The organism is Solirubrobacter deserti (assembly GCF_027587175.1).
In the GTDB taxonomy this organism is placed as follows: domain Bacteria; phylum Actinomycetota; class Thermoleophilia; order Solirubrobacterales; family Solirubrobacteraceae; genus Solirubrobacter; species Solirubrobacter deserti.
This window is the reverse complement of the sequence record NZ_JAPCID010000017.1, coordinates 60646-76915: the sequence shown is the minus strand read 5'-3', so window position 1 is coordinate 76915 and position 16270 is coordinate 60646. Positions and strand designations below refer to the sequence as shown.

The following is a 16270-nucleotide window of genomic DNA, read 5'->3' as shown; positions in this document are numbered from 1 at the left end:
GCGGGCCTACGGGGTCGTGGTGGACAGGGTGAAGGGCAGCGTCTTCGCGTACGTCCCGGTGCGGAGCGGATCGCGCACACCGATCTTCTGCTTGAACGCGATCGTCACCGGGTCGTTGGAGACCGGGGCGGTCCACGACGACTTCGACAACGTGACCTGGAGCGGCTCGGGCAGCGAGAACGCACCGTTGGTGAGGTGCCCGGGGTCGCTCACCGAGAGCGTGGCTTCCCCGGCCGTCGAGATGACGTGCGCCGTCGTCGACGCGTCGTACACCTGCTCCACGCCGGGCACGAACGGGTCGAAGCGCGCCGGAGCGTCGAAGCTCAGCGACAGCGTCGCCGGCACCGTGCCGCCGACCGTGCCGGGCGTCTCGCTCGTCACGGTCCCGAACGCGAACGTGTGCGTCCCGGTGACGCCGCTGAACTCGACCGCGCCGTCACGCTCGACGGCGCTGACGCCGCCCAGCGCGCGGCCGTCCTGCCAGACGACCGCGCCGTCCATGGCGATCGTGCGCGAGCGGCCGAGCAGCGGCATGCGGACCGTCCCGGACGTGCCCTGCGGCGCGGAGACGGTGAGCCTGAACGAGCGGTTGCCTTCGCCGCGGACCCAGCGCGCGGCGAGGCCGCCGTGCGGGGTGGGAAGCGTCGCCTGCGCCCACTCCAGCGGGCCGGGCTGGGGGTCGACGATCCACGTCTTGTAGCCCGCCGTGACCGGGCGCGCGCCCGCGACGTAGTGGCTGAGGCTGGAGACGGGACCGCTGCCCCAGCCGTGCGCGAGGCTGGCGTTGGCGTCCACGTCGGTGCCGTCGCGGTTGAGCTTCTCCCAGACCGTGCCGGTGTAGTAGGGGCCGTCGGGATCGACCATCTGGTCCCACATGAGGTGGATCAGGTCGAACGCGCCCTGCGTGTCACGCGCGTGGAAGCGGGCGTCGACCTCCTTGCCCGTGATGAACGGGCTGATGACGGTCGAGTAGTTGGCCTCCGGCGAGTACGGCTGCGGGCCGAACGTGCCCCACAGGTTCGTGCGCAGCCAGCTCAGGATGCCGGGCTTCGCGCTGTCGGGCGCGATGTCCCACATGACCGCCTCGGCGTTCGCGTCCTGCGGGACGGCATTGCCTGACGTGTTGCCATTGTTGCGGTCGGCCAGCTTGTAGACGCCGCGGACGGGGTCGAACAGGGCGGCGTTGATGCGCGTCTTGAGCGCCGCGGCCTCCGCGGTCCAGGTGGCCGCGTCGGCGCTGTTGCCGAGCTCGGTGGCCAGATACGCGGCGTCGGTGAGCGCCTTGTAGTAGATCGCGTTGTACGCCGTGACGGCGCCGGGCTTGCCGCCGTCGTAGAAGTCCCAGTCCCGGCCGTCGCCGCCGGCGTTGGTGATCAGGAACCCGCTCACCGGGTCGACCAGGCTCTTGTTGTATGCGAGCTGGCGCTTGATGATCTCGTACTGCGAGCGCACGAACTCGAGGTCCGCCGTGTAGTGGTAGAGGCCGGCGACGCTCAGCACGTGGTACATCGAGTAGCTCGTCGAGTAGAAGCCGCCGCTGGGCGGCCACACCGTCCAGTTCTGGATGTGGCCGTAGATGCGGCCGTCGGGCTGCTGGGTGCCGCCGAAGGCGTGCAGCGTGCCCTTGATGTAGTCCGAGCCCTTCGCCCCGAGGCCGAGGCTCGTGAACGCGGTGCGGCCCTGAAGATCGAGGTCGCCGCTCCACGGCCGGCGGTCGCGCTTGGCGCCGTCGAGGATCACCGGGATCGTCTGGCCGGGGACGGCGCCGATCGGCACGGAGTTCGTGTCGTTGGTGTAGGCGCCCTGGTACCAGACCTTGTTGAGCTTGCTGTCGCTGGAGAGGAAGTAGCCCTGGTAGTCCTCCGCGCCCGAGTTCGGGTGGCGGAAGTCGATGCCGACGCGGCTGAGCTCGAGCGTGCCGGGCGTCGTGAGCGACACGGTCTGGAAGCGCTGGCCGCCCTGCATCATGTTCGGCGCGTTGCCGACGCGGCCCGGCGCCGTGAAGGTGTGGTTCTCGGCCCGGCTGCCGGACATGCCGACGCCGTTGAAGCCGACGCGGTCGCCCGTGATGGCGCCCGGCGTGCTGCGGACGTTGACGCCGGCGGCCTGCGCGGCGGTCAACGGCGTGTCGATCGTGATGCCGGTGCCCTCGTAGCGCACGGCGGCGCCGGTGGCGGCGGCCTCCGGCAGCGGTGCCGCAAGCGTGATCCCGGTGCCGTTGGCGCCCTGCGTGCCGACCGTCGCGATCTGCACGGGCTGCCCGGCGACCGTGATGGTGCTGTCGGCGACCAGGCCGGTGACGCTCGCGACCTTGAGGTTGGTCGCGCCGGCGTCGGCCGCGGCCGCGAGCGTCGTCGCGCGGCCCTGGGTGCCCACGGCCGTGATCTTCACCGCCGAGCCGGCGATGGTCAGCGTGTCGCCGACGACGAAGTTCCCGACCGCGGCGACCTTGAGGTTGGTGTCGCCGGCGGCGGCCGGGCTGAACAGGGTGGTGTTGCCCGGCGTCCACAGGAACTCGCGCGCCTCGCTGTAGGCGGCGCGCAGCGTCGCGCCGCTCGCGGGCACCGCGCTCGCGACGAAGAACGGCAGGCCGCCGACCTCGCGGCCGTAGTCGAGGATGATCACCGGCGGCTGCCCGGTGCCCGAGTACGTGAGCTTCGCCGGGCCCTTCGACGGGTCGACGAGGCCCTCGGCGTTGGTGACGTCGCCCATGGTCGCGTTGATGCGGACCGGGAAGGCGGTGGCCTCGCCGGTGCCGAGCACCTGCCCCTTCCACGCCTGGTTCTCCGGGACGGGCGCGCTCGACAGCTCCACGGGTCCTTGCGCGGCGGCGGGAGCCGCGACGAGCATGGCCAGCCCGAACGACAGCCACGCCGTAGGTGTTCTCCTCACAAACCTCTCCTCACCTGCTCGTTTGTGTTCGGGTGTGGTGTTTAGAGCAGGCAGCACGGGCTTCGCGCCCGGGAAAACCCCTAGGTTTCAGCTTCCCAGGGTTTTTCCCGGGCGCGAACCTCCCAGGACCGACCGTAGAGTCGCCCGTGATCGATCTCGATCCATTGGTCATAAGGAGGAGAGGAAATGGTCGTAAAGCACCGCCGGCGGCGGCGCGGGATCGCGCTCGCTGTCGTAGCATCGGCGGCTCTGTGGGCGCCTCCCGCCATCGCGAGTCCAGCGCTCACGCCGGGCGCCCTCAAGACGAACGCGCTGGCGCAGCCGCTCGGCATCGGTGACAGCACGCCGGACTTCAGCTGGAAGCTGAGCGGGGCGGGCCGGGCCGCGCAGCAGTCGGCGTACGAGATCCGCGTCGCCGAGTCCGAGGCGCGCCTGGCCTCCGGGCCGTACCTGTGGGAGTCGGGCAAGGTCGCGTCCGACAAGTCGAATGACGTCGTCTTCGGCGGCGCTCCTCTGCCGTCGCGGCAGCCGGCCGTGTGGCAGGTGCGCGTGTGGGACGCCGGCGGCGAGGCGTCGGCGTGGAGCGCGCCCGCCGCGTTCGAGACCGGACTGCTCGAGCAGTCCGACTGGGGCTCGGCCAAGTGGATCGAGCTCGCCGGGCGCACCAACGCGCAGCCGCTGCCGATGTTCGGCCGCGGCTTCTCGCTCGACAAGCCGGTCAAGAGCGCGCGCCTGTACCTCAGCGGCCTCGGCCTGTTCGACGCGAAGGTCAACGGCGCGCCGATCACCGACGAGGTGCTCGCGCCGGGCTACTCGAACTACCAGCTGTCGGCCGAGTACCGCACCTACGACGTCACCGACAAGCTCCGCGGCGGCGCCAACACGATCGGCGTCGAGCTCGGCCAGGGCACCGCGCACAACGTCAAGATGGCCAACCCGGCCCCCGGCGTGAACCGCACCAACTCGTTCGCGTGGTGGAACAGCTCGGCGGTCGGCAGCGGCACGCTGCTCGACGCCGCGCCGGCCGGCGCCACGAACGTGCGCGTGTCCAGCGTCGCGAGCTACTACGTCGGCGGCGCGATCAACATCGACACCGGCGACGGCGGCGAGCGCCTGGAGTCACGCACGATCACCTCGATCGGCACCGCGCCCTCGAGCACCGCGCTCGCCTTCCCCGCCGCCGCAGGCGACACCAACCTCAAGGTCACCAGCGTCGCCGGCCTGGGCGTCGCAGACACGCTGCGCTTCGACGGCGGCGGCAGCGCGACCGTGACCGCGGTCGGCACCGCGCGCTCCCAGACCACGCTGTTCGCGCCCGCGGCCGCGGGGGCCACCAACGTCAAGCTCGCGTCCGTGACCGGCATCCTGGCCGGCAACACGCTGATCGTCGACGGCGAGACCCGCACCGTCACCGAGGCGGGCACGCAGAGCCGCGCCACGACGCTCGCCGCCGCGGCGGCCGCGGGCGCGACGAACGTCCGCGTCGCCAGCGTCACCGGCCTGGTCCCCGACAGCACGATCACGATCGGCTCGCAGTCCGCCCGGATCACGGCGGTCGGCACCCAGGGCGCCAACGGGACCGGCCTGACGCTCGCCGAGCCGCTCGCGGCCGAAGCGGCCAGCGGCACCGCGGTGCGCTACGACGGCACGGGCGTCTCGTTCACCCCCGCGCTGGACGCCGCCCACGCGCAGAACGCCACGGTGGTCAACTCGGGCTCGGGCGTCACGGTCTCGGCCGGGCTCGACCGCGCCTACGCCTCCGGCACCGCGATCACCACGCCGGGCACCGGCATCACGTTCACCCCCGCGCTCGAGAACGCGCACGCCGCCGGCTCGCTGGTCACCGGCTCCGGCAACCCGATCGCCGCGCTGGACGCGAGCGCCGGCGCGCAGGTCACGCCCCGGCTGATCGGCCGGTTGGAGATCAGCTTCGCCGACGGTACGAGCCAGACGATCGTCACCAACCGCGACTGGAAGGCGGCGTTCAGCGCGAACGTCACCGACCACTGGTTCGGTGGCACGGACTATGACGCGCGGCGCGAGCCCGCCGATGCGAGCGACGTGAGCGACTCGGCGACGCGTCGCGACGGGTCCCCGATGCAGTGGCGCAGCGCCGGCATCGCGCCCGCCCCGAACCTCACCACCAAGCTCGCCGCGCGCCGCGCGGAGCCGGTGAAGGTCCAGCGGACGTGGACGCCGGTCAAGCTCACGCAACCGCAGCCGGGCGTGTGGGTGTTCGACTTCGGCCAGAACTTCGCGGGCTGGCCCGAAGTGCGCGTGCCGGACGGGCTCCCCGCCGGCACGGTGATCAAGATGCTCCCGGCGGAGACGCTGAACGCCAACGGCACCGTCAACCAGAGCTCGATCGGCGTCGGCGGCCGCGGCTCGGACATCTTCGCCACCTACACCACGCGCGGCGCGGCCGGCGGCGAGACGTGGCACCCGAAGTTCAATTACTTCGCCATGCAGTACCTGCAGGTCACCGGCCTGCCGGCGGGCTTGACCCCGACCACGGACATGATCCGCGGGCTGCAGGTGTTCGCCGACACGCCGCGGGCGGGCGGGATCGAGACCGACAACGCGCGCATCAACCGCCTGCACCGCATGTCCGTCCACTCGCTCGAGAGCAACATGATGAGCGTCTTCACGGACTGCCCGGGCCGCGAGAAGCTGCCCTACGGCGCCGACTACGTCCAGCCGATGGGCTCGCTGAACGTCAACTACGACTTCGCGGCCTACCTGCGCAACATGGAGGTCCAGCTCGTCGAGGGCCAGTCCAAGCAGGGTCCGGACGCCGGCAACGTCGCGCTCAAGACGCCGGTCTACGACTGGGGCTACAGCGGCCAGTTCGGCGACGAGATCAACTGGGGCTCCTCGATCGTGCAGGTGCCGTGGCAGCTGTACAAGCTCTACGGGGACACCCAGACGATGCGTGAGCACTGGGACGCGATGAAGACCTACATGGACTTCGTCGCGCGGCGCAAGGCGACCGACTACATCGTCACCGCGCTGCTCGCCGACTGGGTCTCCAACGAGCAGACCTCGCAGCAGATCTTCGGCACCTGGGGCTACTACGTCTCGGCCAAGAACATGGCCGACATGGCGACGTTGATGGGCCGCACCGCGGACGCCGCCACCTACTCGGAGCTCGCCGCGAACATCAAGACCGCGTTCAACGCGCGCTTCTACAACACCACGCTGCGCCGCTACACCGCGGCCGGCAACGCGGGCACCACCGGCGCGACCCAGGCCGCGCAGGCGCTCGCGCTCGACGCCGGCCTCGCGCCGGAGAGCGAGCGCCCGTACATCCTGCAGGCGCTGGTGGACAACATCTACGCCTACGCCCCGTTCGGCGGCGGCCCGCACTTCAGCGCCGGTCACGTGGGCCTCGGCCCGGTGGTGCGGGCGTTGCTGGAGGGCGGTCGCTCCGACGTGCTGTGGGACGTGATGCAGGAGAACACGCGGCCGGGCTACGGCTTCATGCTGCAGCCGACCGCGGCGCACCCGAACGGCATGACCACCATGCCCGAGCGCTGGACGCTCGGCGACTCCCAGAACCACGTGATCCTGCTGCAGATCGAGGAGTGGTTCGACACCGGCGTGGCCGGCATCAAGCAGGCGCCGAGCTCGATCGCCTACCGCGACCTGGTGTTCAAGCCGACGCCGGTCGGCACGCTCACCCGCGCCAAGGGCGACTACACCACCCCGCAGGGGACGGCGCGCAGCGAATGGCGCCGCAACGCGACCGGCATCACGCGCTACGACGTGACGGTGCCGGCCAACACGCGCGCCACCGTCTACGTCCCCGCCACCAGCGCGGCGCAGACCTTCGTCGCCACCGGCAGCGGTGACGCGAAGCACCTGCGCTACGAGAACGGCTACCAGGTCTACGACGTCGCCCCGGGTGACGTCACCTTCCTGCAGGGCACGTCCGTCGACGTCCCCGTCGGCGGCACGGTCCCCGCGACGCTGTCGCTGCAGCTGGAGACGCCGAAGCCGTTCGCCCCGTTCGTCCCGGGCGTGGAGCGCACGTACGAGACCACCACCGGCGCGAAGGTGACCTCGACCGCGGGTGACGCCGCGCTGTCGGTCGACGGTGGCCGGCTCGCGAACGGCGCGTTCGTGCTCAGCGAGCCGCTGGAGATCGCGTTCTCGAAGTCGGCCTGGACGGGCCCGGTGTCCAACGATCCCGTCACGATCGGCTTCAAGCAGCGCATCGGCGCCAATCAGGCGCTGCGCACGGGCACCTACAGCAAGACGCTGACCTTCACGCTGTCGACGACGACACCGTAGGTCGCACACGCGAGCGCCTCGGCGAACCCCCGCCGAGGCGCTCGCACGCGTCATGGGGTCCGTCCCGCCGCGGCCTGGAGCCAGCGCACGAGCTGATCGGCGTGGTGGTCGAAGGTCTGCGTCTCGCGCGCCCCCCAGGCGGCGGCGCCCCGCCCCTGCATGGCGGTCGTGTCGCGCAGCTGCGCGGCGAGGTCGTCGAGGTCCTCGTAGAGGACGCCGCAGCCGAGCTCGGTGGCGAGCCGGCCGACGGCGGAGATCTCGTGCTGGCCGCCGCGGGGTGCGATCAGCGGCAGGCCGGCGGCGACGAGCGTCGGCAGCCGTGCGGGCAGGTTGAGGTCGTCCCAGGCGGCGGCGTGCGGGTCGCCGCCGTTGCGCGGGGCGACCGGGTGCAGCCAGCCCGCGTCGTAGCGGCTGAGCGCGCTCACCCACTCGTGGGGCTGGAGCGTCTGCTCGTGGTGAACGCGGATGCCGCGCGCGGCCAGCGCCTCGTAGAGCGCGGCGTCGAAGCCGTACGGGCGCCCGAGCAGGACGGTGTCCAGGCCGTCGCCGGTTGGCGTGCTGGGCGTCGCGTCCAGCCACTCGCGCTTGGGCAGGTCGCCGTCCATCGCGTGGAAGCGGGCCGGGTCCAGCTGGGGCAGCGAGGCCAGCAGCCAGTCGCGCTCCTCCGGGCTGGCGAGGATCACGGTGTCCGCTCGTGCCAGCACGTCGACGAGCAGCGGCCAGTCGCCGCGCGCGAGGCAGCGCTGCGGCGCCTCCTTGAAGTGGAAGACGAGCGGGACGCCGTTGTCGAGTAGCCGGTGCGCGAGCGGGACGGCGCGCCAGTTGAGCAGCGCGTAGATGACATCCGGCTTCGCGTCCCGCCAGTCGTCGACGTCGGTGACGTTGCCGAACGCGAGCGGGCCGACGGCCATGAAGCCGAGCGGGTCGTCGATCCACAGGCCGCTGAGGTCGCAGCCGCGCGTCTCGAGCGCGAGGATGCGCTCGGGGTTGTAGCCGAGCTCGCCCGCGAGCAGGACGCGCAGCTTCGGCGGCGCGGGCTCGTGGTGCGCGAACGGCGCATAGCGGCGGCGCTCGTCCGCCACGAGCCTGCCCTCCGCCTCGAGGTGGAGCGGGCCGCGGGCGCGATAGCGGCGGCGGAAGGTGTTCAGGCCGCCGTCCTGCGAGGGCCGCAGGACGCGGTGGCGCTGACCGGGGTGCTCGGTCCAGGTGGAGGTGGGCGCGGGGTCGCTCGCACGCGGCTGGAGGCGAGCGAAGAACAGGCGCTCGAGGTCGTCGCTCTCGAGCTCCGCGCGCTCGACCCAGCGGTGCCCGGTGCGCCGGTGCGCGACCTGGACGAGCTGCAGCGGGCCTTCGCCGGTCCGCGCGAGCGCGGCGCGGTCGAGGAGCGCGAGCAGCGTGCTGAGGTGGTGGGCGTGGAAGACGTCGTCGGCCGGGAGGTAGGCGATGACGTCGCCCTGCGCCGCGTCCAGGCCGGTGTTGAGCGCGGCGCCCAGCCCGCGGTTCTCCACGTGGCGGATGAGCCGTGCGCCGTCCACGTCGACCGGCTCGGGCGAGCCGTCGTCGATCACGACCAGCTCCCAGTCCGTGTGGTCCTGCGCGTGCAGCGACGCGAGCGCCCGCGGCAGGAACGCCGCCTGCGCGTACACGGGCATGAGGACCGAGATCACAACGCGTCTACGGCGGCGAGGACGTGCGCGACCTCGAGGCGCTGCGCGCAGCGGTGGTCGATCGGGCACACGAGGTGCCGGCACGGGTTGCACTCGACCTGCACGCGCACGACCGCGTGCGGCCGCGGGTGGGCCCAGCGGACGGGGTCGCCGGCGAGGAACAGCGTCACGGACGGCGTGTCCACCGCCGCCGCCAGGTGCGCCGCGCCCGTGTCGTTGGAGACGATCAGCTCGGCGTCGCGCAGCAGCGCCGCGAAGCCACCGAGCGACGTGCGCCCGCACAGGTCCAGCGACGGCGCGCGCATGTGCCCGCGCACCTCCGCGACCAGCTCGGCCTCCGACGGCACGCCGGTGATGCCGACCTGCAGCCCGCGGCGTGCCAGCTCGTCCGCGACGCGCGCGAAGCGCTCCGCCGGCCAGCGGCGGCTCGGCGACGTCGCGCCCGGGTGCACCAGCGCGTACGGCCCGTCCGGCTTGACCGCGGCGGCGCTCGCCTCGTCCTCGGGCGTGAGCGGGAACTCCAGCGCGCGGCCCGCGGGCGGCGCGCCGAGGTGCGCCATCAGGTCCAGGTGGCGGTCGATCTCGTGCCGGTGCTCGGGGTACGGCAGGTGCACGGCGAGGTCGGGCTCGATCGTGCCGGTGATGAAGAAGCCGCCCGTACGGCGGGCGCCGAGCGCGGCCGTGGCCTCGTTGGCGGCGGGGTTGGCGCCGTACGCCTGCAGCGCGAGGTCGAAGCGGCGAGCGCGGGCGTCCGCGAGGTACGCGGGCAGCGCCTGCTCGTCCACGGGACGCTCCGGGATGCCCGGCCAGCCCGGGAACGGCAGCAGCTCGTCGACGTAGGTGCGCATCCGCTCGACGACCGGCGCCATCTCGGCGTAGGTGATCAACGTGATGTGCGCGTGCGGCAGCCGCGCCCGCAGCGCGCGCAGCCCCGGAACCCCGCACAGCAGGTCGCCGAGACCGGTGCGAGCCCGCAGGATCGCGACCGATTCGACGGTGCCCAGGGGCGTCATTGCTGCGCCCCTACCCACGGGTCTGGCGGCGGGGAGGCAACCGTCAGAGCCCGGACGGGTCGGAAATCCGGCTCGCGGACAGCGGGGGTAAGGCGTTGCGGTGAAGCGTCCACACGTCCTGCGACTGTGCTCGGTGTTCGAGCCGCCCGACGCCGTGCTCGCGCACGGGGCGCGCTTCGACCCCATCGGCGGGATGCAGAACCACACGGGCCAGCTCACCCGCGCGCTGGCGGCGCGCGGCGTGCGGCAGACCGTCGTGACGGGCCGCCCGCCCGGGGCGCCGCGGCGCGACGCGCCGTCGCCGGGCGTCGTGGTGCTGCGCCACGGCCTGCGCCTGCGCGCCGCGCGGCAGCTCTACTGCGTGGGTGCCGCGCGGTCCGCGTGGCGGCACGCGCCAGGCCTCGACCTGGTGCATGCGCACGTCGGCGAGGACCTCGCGGTGCTGCCGCTCGCGCGGATGGCGGCCGAGCGCGCGGGCGCGCCGCTGGTGATCACGGTCCACACGAGCCTGCACCACACGTTCGTCGCCGCCGGGCTGCGGGCCCGGGCGCTGAAGGCCGTCGGCGGGCGGATCGAGGACTGGGCCGAGCGGCATTGCGCGCAGGTGATCGGGCTCACGCCGCGCTTGGCGGAGCGGCTGATCGACGGCGGCGTTGCGGCCGAGCGGGTGCGGGTGATCCCGTCGGGGGTCGTTCCGGCCGAGTTCGCCGGCGACGTGGCCGACCCGTTTCCGCAGGTGCCGCGGCCGCGCGCGCTGTTCGTCGGACGGCTGCACCGGCAGAAGGGGATCGAGACGTTGATCCAGGCGGCTGCGGCGCTGCGCGGGCCGCTGGTGGTGGTCGGCGACGGACCGGAGCGCGCGGCGGCCGAGGCCGCGGTGCGCGCGGCGGGAATCGGAGACCGCGTGTACTTCGCCGGCTTCCGGCCGCACCACGCGATCGGCGCGATCATGCGGCACGCCGACGTGCTCGTCGTGCCGTCGGTGTACGAGGAGCTCGGGACCGTCGTGCTCGAGGGCATGCAGGCCGGGCTCCCGATCGTCGCGTCCGACACGGGCGGCATCCCGGGCGCACTCGGCGACGCGGGCGTGCTCGTCGCGCCCGGCGATCCGGTCGCGTTCGCGGCGGGCGTCAACCGCGTGCTCGAGGATCGCGACGAGGCCGAGCGCCTGGGCGCGCTGGCGCGCGAGCGCGCGCGGGCCTACGGCTGGGACGGGCTCGCCGAGCGCGTGCTCGAGGTCTACGACGCCGCGCTCGGCTTCGAGCCCACCGCGGCCGAGCTGGTGGCCGTCGCCTGATGCGGATCCTGTGCGTCGGGACCGATTACCCGCCCGAGCGGCGCGGCGGGTACGAGCTACAGTGCGCGGGGTTCGCCGCACACGCCCGCGCGCACGGCCACGTCGCGCGCGTCCTGTGCGCGGGGCGCGGCGAGCGCGACGGCGACGTCGCACGGACGCTGCGGCGGTTCCCCGTCGTCCCCCAGCCGACCTCGCCCGAGGAGGCCTGGCGCGCCGAGGCGCACAACGCCCGCGCCTTCGAACGCGAGCTGGAGCGGGTGCGCCCGGACGTCGTGTGCTGGTGGCGGCTCGGCGAGCTGTCGATGTCACTGTTGCGCCGCGCGGACGTGCCCACCGTCGGCGTGGTGTGCGACGGCTGGATGCTGGACGGCCCCGAGCGCGATCCATGGGCCCGCATGACGCGGCGCGCGCCCGCGTTCCACCGCAGCCGCTGGCTGTTCGTCTCCGAGCACCTGCGCGCGCGGGTCGGCGGCGACGGGCGCGTGGTGCACGCGGGCATCGAGCCGCTCGCGCCCGCCGACGAGCGCGCGTGGGACGGCCGCCTGCTCTACGCCGGCCGCGTCTCGCCGCTGAAGGGCATCGACGTTGCGATCCGCGCGCTCGCGCAGCTCCCCGGGATGCGGCTCGACATCGTCGGCGACGGCGCGCCGGACTACCTCGCCGACCTGCGCGCGCTGGCCCGCGCGGCGGGAGTGGCGGGCCGCGTCAGGTTCGCCGCGTCCGTGCCGCGCGAGGCCCTGCGCGAGCGCTACGCCGCCGCCGACGCCGTCCTGTTCCCGGTCCGCTGGGACGAGCCGTTCGGCCTCGTGCCGCTGGAAGCGATGGCCGTCGGCCGCCCCGTCGTCGCCACGGGCCGCGGCGGCTCGGCCGAGTACCTGCGCGACGGCGAGAACGCGCTGCTCGCCCCGTCCGGCGACGTCGCCGCCACCGCCGCCGCCGTCCGCGCGCTGGCCGAGCACGCGCCGCTGCGCCGCGCGCTCGTGGCGGCGGGCCGTAAGACCGCCGCGGCGTTCCCGGCGGCGAAGTCGCACGCGGCGGTGCTGGCCGCGCTCGAAGCGGCCGCGCGCCCGCGCGCGGTGGTCGAGGAGCCGGCGTGCGTGTAGCGCTCGTCATGACCGACGCGGACTTCTACGCGGGCACCGGGTTCGCCGAGGCGTGGACGCGCGCGCTCGAAGAACACGGGGCGAGCGTCGAGGGGGTCGCTCAGGTGCCGCCGGGATGGGGCATGAGCGGACCGCCGGCGTACGACCTCGCGGTGGCGCACGTGCTGGTCGAGGAGGTCGCGGCGTTCGCGCCGACGCTCGCGGCGGCCACGCTGCTGGAAGCGTGCGGCGTCCCGCTGACCAACCCGGTGGCGGCGATCGTCGCGTCAGCGGACAAGCTGGTCACGCACGCGATCTGGGCCGCGCACGGCGTGCCCCAGCCGGCGACGTGGGCGCTCGACGAGCTGCCGGAGTGGCCGGACGGGCCGCTCGTGCTCAAGCCCGCGCTGTGCGACGGGGCGCGCCACATCGCGCTCGTGCACTCCTTCGAGGAGGCGCGCGCGCACGTGCGGGCCTGGCGCGAGGACGAGGCGCGCGGCGGGGAGCGACGCGGAACGGCGTTGCTGCAGGAGTGGGTGCCCGAGCCGCGCTGCGTGCGGCTGTTCGCCACGCCGGAGCGGACCTCGCTCGCATACGAGAAGGCGCGGCAGCCGGGTGCGCTGATCACGCACGGGACGGTCTATCCGCGCGTGTACGAGCCACCGGTGGAGATGGCCGCGCTGGCGCAGCGGATGGTCGAGACGCTCGGCGGCGGCCTGATGGGCGTGGACGTGCTGATCGCCGAGGACGGGCGGCTGCTCGCGCTGGAAGCCAACGCGCCGTTCGGGTTCGACGTCACCGATCCCGCCCAGGGCGAGTTCGTCGCCGCCGCGGCCCTGCGACGAGCCCGCGTCGCCGCGTGATCGCCGAGCCCTCGGCCGTCGAGCCGCGGCGGGCACTCGCCGCGGCGGCAGCGCTCCGCGCCGACGTCGCCCGCGAGCGAATCGTGCACGGCGCCGGCCCCGACGAGCACCTGTTCCACGTCGACCCGGTCCCGCGCGCGTTCGCCGTGGACGAGTGGGAGACGCTCAGCCGGGGCATGGTCCAGCGCGTCCGGGCGCTGGAGGCGTTCGCGGCGGACGCGCACGGCGGGCGCCACGCGGTCCACGCCGGCGTGGTGCCCGCGGACGTGCTGGCGACGAGCCGCTATCTCGAGCCCGCGCTGCCCGTCCCGCACCGGTACATCGGCTTCGCCGGCCCGGACGTCGTGCGCGACGGCGAGGGACGGCTCGTCGTGCTCGAGGACAACGTGCGCACACCGACGATGGTGCTGTTCGCGCTCGCGCTGCGGCGACTCGTCGCACGCCACGTCGACGGCGGCCCCGACCCGCAGGCGCTCGCCACCCGCGTGCGCGAGACGCTGTGGCGGATGCTGCGGGCGGCGTCGCCCGCGCCGGATCCGAACGTCGCGGTGCTCGGCGACCTGGGCCGGAGCGCGCTGCGGTGGGAGCTGCGTGCGACCGCCGAGCTGCTCGGCGTCCCGCTGCTCGAGCTCGACGACGTCCGCACCGAACGCGATCGTCTGATCGGCCCCGACGGTCGGGCCATCGACGTGCTGTGGCGGCGCACGTCCGAGGAACGCCTGCGCGACGACGCCGGCGAGCTCAACGCGCTCGGCCGCGCGCTGCTGGGTCCCATCGAAGCCGGGACGCTCGCCGTCGTGAACGCGTTCGGCGCGGGCATCGCCGACGACAAGCGCGTCTTCCCCTACGTCGAGGACGTGATCCGCTTCTTCCTGTGCGAGGAGCCGCTGCTGCGCTCGGTACCGACCTTCGACGCCGCCTCAACGCTCGAGCGCGCGCACGAGCTCGTCCTCAAGCCGCGTTCGGGCTCCGGCGGCTACGGCGTGTGCATCGGCCCGCACGCCACGCGCGACCAGCTGGACGAGGTCCGCGCCGCGGTCGAACGCGACCCCGGCGAGTGGATCGCGCAGGAGCCGGTCGCGCTTTCCACGCACCCCACGGTGGTCGGCGGGCGGCTGGAGCCGCGGCACGTCGACCTGCGCCCGTTCGCCTGCTGGGACGGCGAGCGACACGTCGTCCTCCCGGTCGCGTTCACGCGCGTGGCGCTCGAGCGCGACAACCTGATCGTCAACGCCTCCCAGGGCGGCGGCGGCAAGGACACCTGGGTCCCGGCGTGACCGCGCTCGCCACCGCCGCCTACGACGAGGCGTTCGCGCCCGACGGCTCCCCTCGCGCCGCCTACGCGCCCGCCCTGGACGCGTTCGCCGAGCACGGCCCGTGCCTGCACGACACCAGCATCGCGATCGGCGGCGGTGCCCAGGCGCGCCCGCTTCCGGTGGACGGCCTTCCGCGCATCCTCACCGCGGCCGAGTGGGAGCCGCTCGCGGCCGGCCTGGAACAGCGCGCGCGCCTGCTGGAAGCGCTGCTGCTCGCCGGCCCGGGCGCGCACCCCGTGACCGCCACGTCGCACTACCGCGAGCGCCTGCTCGAAGGCGTCGAGCTGCCCGGGCCACCGCTCGCGGTCGTCGGCTTCGACGTCGCGCGCGGCCCGGACGGGGCGTTCGTCCTGCTCGAGGCCAACGTCCTCACGCCGGGCCACGTCGCCCTGCCCGCCGCGCGTGAGGTCGCGCGCCTGTGGGAGCACGTCGCGCACGCGCCGCGCGACACGGCGGCGCCCTTGCGTGATGCGCTGAAGGCGGCACTCGGGGAGGACGCCGCGATCCTGCCCAATGACCCGCCGAGCTGGGAGACCGCGTGGCTCGCGCGCTTCCTCGGCCTCCCGCTGCTCGAGCCCCACGACCCGCTCCCGCGCACGGTCTGGTACCGCACCGCCGAGGACCGCGTGTTCGACGACGCCGGCCACCGCACCCCGCTCGGCGACCGGCTGCTCGAGCCGCTGCTCGCGGGCGAGGTCCGCGTGCTCAACCGCCCGGGCTGCGGCGTCGTCGAGGACAAGCGGCTGCTCGCCGACGCCGAGCCGCTCATCCGCGACCTCCTCGGCGAGACACCGAGGCTCGCCACCGCGGAGACGTTCCTCGGCCCCGACGCCCTCGAGCTGGACCCGCGCGAGCTCGTCTTCAAGCCCAGCCACGGCGCGGGCGGCCGCGGCGTCGTGGTCGGCCCGGCCGCGTCGTCAGAGGCGATCGCCACCGTGACCGCCGAGCTCCGGCGCGCGCCGCACCGCTGGGTCGCGCAGCGCTACCTGCCGCTGTCGCTGCACCCGACCGGCCCGGCGCTCGAGCTCCGGCCCGTCGACCTGCGGGCGTTCGCCGTCCGCACCCCGGCCGGCTGGGTCGTCCCGCCCGGCGGCGTCAGCCGCTACCCGACGGACCCGCGCGCCGCGATCGTCAACACGTCCGCGGGCGGCGGCATCAAGGCCGTGTGGGTCACGTGACGAGCTTCGCGCCCTCGCCGATCTTCTCCACGATCCGGAAGTGGTCGTGGCACGCGACCACGCGTTCGACGCCGAGCCGCTCGTGCTCGGGCAGGACGACGAACCAGCGTGGGTCCGCTCGCACGCGCGCGTACTCCTCGGCGCTGAGCGTGACGGCCGCCTGACACTGCGGGTCCCCGCACTCGCACATGAAGGCGGGCGCGGTCCGCAGCTGCGCCCCCACTTCGCGCACCTGCTCGTTGAAGACGCGGAAGCGTCGCTCGTTGTCGGCGATCCGGCGTGCGCGGTCACTCATCGGCTCCTCCTTGGCGTGGATCCAGGTCCGCGGCCACACGGCCCTCGGCGCCGTGCTTCTCGATGATGTCGTACCCCTCGGAGCGCGTGACCTTGGCCTCACCCGCACCGTGGCCCGGCACGACGATGAAGCGCTGCGGGTGCGCGCGGACCGCCTCGTACTCCTCCGCCGAGAGCCGCACCGGGCTCGCACACAACGGGTCCTCGCACTCGCACAGGAACGGTGAGCGGCCGTCGAGCAGCGAGAGCTCGCCGAGCCGCTGCTCGATCCGCTCGTTCGCGTTGCGGAAGACTGATTCGTTCCGGGCCGCGCGCTCGGCGCTCAGCTGTGATGCCATGGTCCGATTCCTCCCCACCCGGGTTGAACGGCACGCG

The 16270-nt window shown here is 73.9% G+C and carries 11 protein-coding genes; 6 read left to right on the top strand and 5 right to left on the bottom strand.

Going from position 1 to position 16270, the window contains the following annotated elements:
• Window positions 1–6: 6 nt before the first annotated feature.
• Window positions 7–2892, bottom strand: coding sequence for an alpha-L-rhamnosidase C-terminal domain-containing protein (locus OJ962_RS14010; RefSeq protein WP_202955300.1), 2886 nt, complete (start codon window positions 2890–2892; stop codon window positions 7–9).
• 186 nt (window positions 2893–3078) lie between these two features.
• Between OJ962_RS14010 and OJ962_RS14005 the strand changes: the two genes are divergently transcribed.
• Window positions 3079–7185 (top strand): family 78 glycoside hydrolase catalytic domain, encoded by a 4107-nt coding sequence (locus OJ962_RS14005; protein ID WP_202955299.1) that lies wholly within the window; start codon window positions 3079–3081, stop codon window positions 7183–7185.
• A gap of 50 nt (window positions 7186–7235) precedes the next feature.
• Here the strand turns inward: OJ962_RS14005 and OJ962_RS14000 are convergent, their stop codons facing one another.
• A complete protein-coding gene (locus OJ962_RS14000) occupies window positions 7236–8852 on the bottom strand; it encodes a glycosyltransferase family 2 protein (protein ID WP_202955298.1) in 1617 nt (538 codons plus the stop codon).
• A complete protein-coding gene (locus OJ962_RS13995) occupies window positions 8849–9865 on the bottom strand; it encodes a glycosyltransferase family 9 protein (protein WP_202955297.1) in 1017 nt (338 codons plus the stop codon). Before OJ962_RS13995 ends, OJ962_RS14000 begins: the two co-directional genes overlap by 4 nt.
• A gap of 100 nt (window positions 9866–9965) precedes the next feature.
• Here OJ962_RS13995 and OJ962_RS13990 point away from each other — a divergent pair, with 100 nt between their 5' ends.
• Genes OJ962_RS13990 through OJ962_RS13970 form a run of 5 tightly spaced genes read left to right on the top strand, consistent with a single transcriptional unit; the run spans window position 9966 to window position 15601 of the window.
• Window positions 9966–11162: a glycosyltransferase family 4 protein gene (locus OJ962_RS13990; RefSeq protein ID WP_202955296.1), complete on the top strand. Its 1197-nt coding sequence runs from the start codon at window positions 9966–9968 to the stop codon at window positions 11160–11162.
• Window positions 11162–12265: a glycosyltransferase family 4 protein gene (locus OJ962_RS13985; RefSeq protein WP_202955295.1), complete on the top strand. Its 1104-nt coding sequence runs from the start codon at window positions 11162–11164 to the stop codon at window positions 12263–12265. Before OJ962_RS13990 ends, OJ962_RS13985 begins: the two co-directional genes overlap by 1 nt.
• Complete coding sequence (locus OJ962_RS13980) at window positions 12256–13107, top strand: ATP-grasp domain-containing protein (protein ID WP_202955294.1); 852 nt, start codon at window positions 12256–12258, stop codon at window positions 13105–13107. Before OJ962_RS13985 ends, OJ962_RS13980 begins: the two co-directional genes overlap by 10 nt.
• The gene (locus OJ962_RS13975) at window positions 13104–14384 is read left to right on the top strand and encodes a circularly permuted type 2 ATP-grasp protein (protein ID WP_202955293.1); all 1281 of its coding nucleotides are present in this window, start codon (window positions 13104–13106) and stop codon (window positions 14382–14384) included. Before OJ962_RS13980 ends, OJ962_RS13975 begins: the two co-directional genes overlap by 4 nt.
• Window positions 14381–15601 carry a circularly permuted type 2 ATP-grasp protein gene (locus OJ962_RS13970; protein WP_202955292.1) on the top strand — a complete coding sequence of 407 codons (1221 nt, stop codon included), beginning with the start codon at window positions 14381–14383 and terminating at the stop codon, window positions 15599–15601. Before OJ962_RS13975 ends, OJ962_RS13970 begins: the two co-directional genes overlap by 4 nt.
• On the opposite strand, the gene OJ962_RS13965 is transcribed toward OJ962_RS13970, so the two are convergent.
• The gene (locus OJ962_RS13965; RefSeq protein WP_202955291.1) at window positions 15594–15896 is read right to left on the bottom strand and encodes a hypothetical protein; all 303 of its coding nucleotides are present in this window, start codon (window positions 15894–15896) and stop codon (window positions 15594–15596) included. The two genes, OJ962_RS13970 and OJ962_RS13965, sit on opposite strands and share 8 nt — an antisense overlap.
• Window positions 15889–16233: a hypothetical protein gene (locus tag OJ962_RS13960; protein ID WP_202955290.1), complete on the bottom strand. Its 345-nt coding sequence runs from the start codon at window positions 16231–16233 to the stop codon at window positions 15889–15891. The genes OJ962_RS13965 and OJ962_RS13960 overlap by 8 nt, the downstream gene beginning before the upstream one ends.
• Between the last annotated feature and the right edge of the window lie 37 nt (window positions 16234–16270).

Bases quoted from the DNA above. Each gene is read 5' to 3' on its own strand.
- OJ962_RS14005 (WP_202955299.1), top strand. From the start codon at position 3,079: ATGGTCGTAAAGCACCGCCGGCGGCGGCGCGGGATCGCGCTCGCTGTC.
- OJ962_RS13995 (WP_202955297.1), bottom strand. From the start codon at position 9,865: ATGACGCCCCTGGGCACCGTCGAATCGGTCGCGATCCTGCGGGCTCGC.
- OJ962_RS13985 (WP_202955295.1), top strand. From the start codon at position 11,162: ATGCGGATCCTGTGCGTCGGGACCGATTACCCGCCCGAGCGGCGCGGC.
- OJ962_RS13965 (WP_202955291.1), bottom strand. From the start codon at position 15,896: ATGAGTGACCGCGCACGCCGGATCGCCGACAACGAGCGACGCTTCCGC.
- OJ962_RS13960 (WP_202955290.1), bottom strand. From the start codon at position 16,233: ATGGCATCACAGCTGAGCGCCGAGCGCGCGGCCCGGAACGAATCAGTC.